This is a genomic window from Synechococcus sp. R55.3 (assembly GCF_047461975.1).
In the GTDB taxonomy this organism is placed as follows: domain Bacteria; phylum Cyanobacteriota; class Cyanobacteriia; order Thermostichales; family Thermostichaceae; genus Thermostichus.
In genome coordinates this window covers 26927-28167 of the sequence record NZ_JANSIG010000035.1, presented here as the reverse complement: position 1 = coordinate 28167, position 1241 = coordinate 26927, and the positions used below count along the sequence as shown (strand labels likewise).

General features: G+C 63.2%; 1 protein-coding gene. It reads right to left on the bottom strand.

Annotated elements, in window-relative coordinates; genetic code table 11:
* Window positions 1-311: 311 nt before the first annotated feature.
* Window positions 312-1241: glycosyltransferase family 9 protein (locus tag NW849_RS07305; protein WP_414356917.1), on the bottom strand; the 930-nt coding region annotated here is incomplete at its 5' end.

Here is a 1241-nt window from a genome sequence, read left to right as displayed (position 1 = left end):
GACGTGGCGGAACGGCAGACGCGCTAGACTTAGGATCTAGTGCCGCAAGGCGTAAGGGTTCAAGTCCCTTCGTCCGCATGAGAATCCCCTACTTCCCCAGCCCTTTTCCCCCAAGAGGGCAGAAGTTCCCCCGGTCAACAGCAATGCTGACTGCCTTACGGTCGCTCGCCAGCAAGCCTAGGAGAGCCAAGGTGACAAAGCAAGCTCTCCCGCCGGCTAAAAGCAGACAGGGACACATCTCCCAGGCTAGAAGGCTTCTCGGTCCGCCTGCAGAGAAACTGGACTGGGTTGCTGCCACGAAAACCTTGGCTCTAGGCCGGAAAGATCACCTGCAGAATTTGCTCGGGGGCAATCGACTCCACCTTCCCATCGGCCCCCTTGACCGCCCGAAACGGCCCCTCTGAAGGCAGCAACCGCAGCGGGTCGGTGGGCCCAAACAACGCCACCAGCGGCGTCTGCACCGCCACCGCCAAATGCATGGGAGCGCTATCGGCGCACAACAGCAGCGTTGCCCCACCAATCAAGGCCGCCAGCTGCCCCAGCCGGACAGGACGGCTCACCAGCAGCTCCGGCAGTTGCGCCAGAAAGCCCTCCGCCAGCTGCTCATCCTCTGGCCCCACCACCAGCACCAACGGCAGCTCCGGCCGCTTCTCCCGAAAACCCTTGATGACCTTGACCCAGTTGGCAGAGGGATAGATCTTCTGAATTCCCTTCTCCTGCGACAGCTGGCTGGCCCCCGGATGCAACAGCACATAATCTTGAGCGGCATCCCCCAAAAGGCGCTTGCGTTCCTGCTCTGCCCACTCCAGGTCTGCTTTTTTCAGACGAATCTGGGGCAACCCCGCCGGCGCAGCAATGCCAAACCCCTGCACCAGGTCGTGGTACATCTGGGCCGCATACTGGGCTGGCTTCAGGGGCACCGGGTCGGTCAGCCACGGCCAACCCGGCCCCGGCGGCGCATAGCCCACCCGCTTGGGAATCCCCGTCAGCCACAGCAGCAGCTTCACCCCCAGCCCCCTGCCCAGGCTCAGCACCGCGTCGTACTGCCGCTCGCGAATCCGCCCCAGCAGGTCGCTGAGGTCCCCCAACGACAGCCGCTCCTTGAAAGGAAAAGTCAGCACCCGGCTCACCGAAGGGCAAACCTCATAAGCCCCTGCTGCCCGCGGCTCCACCAGCACCTCCAGCTCCGCCTCAGGAAAGCGCTGCCGCAAACTGGCCAAGGTGGGAAAAAACAAAATCTG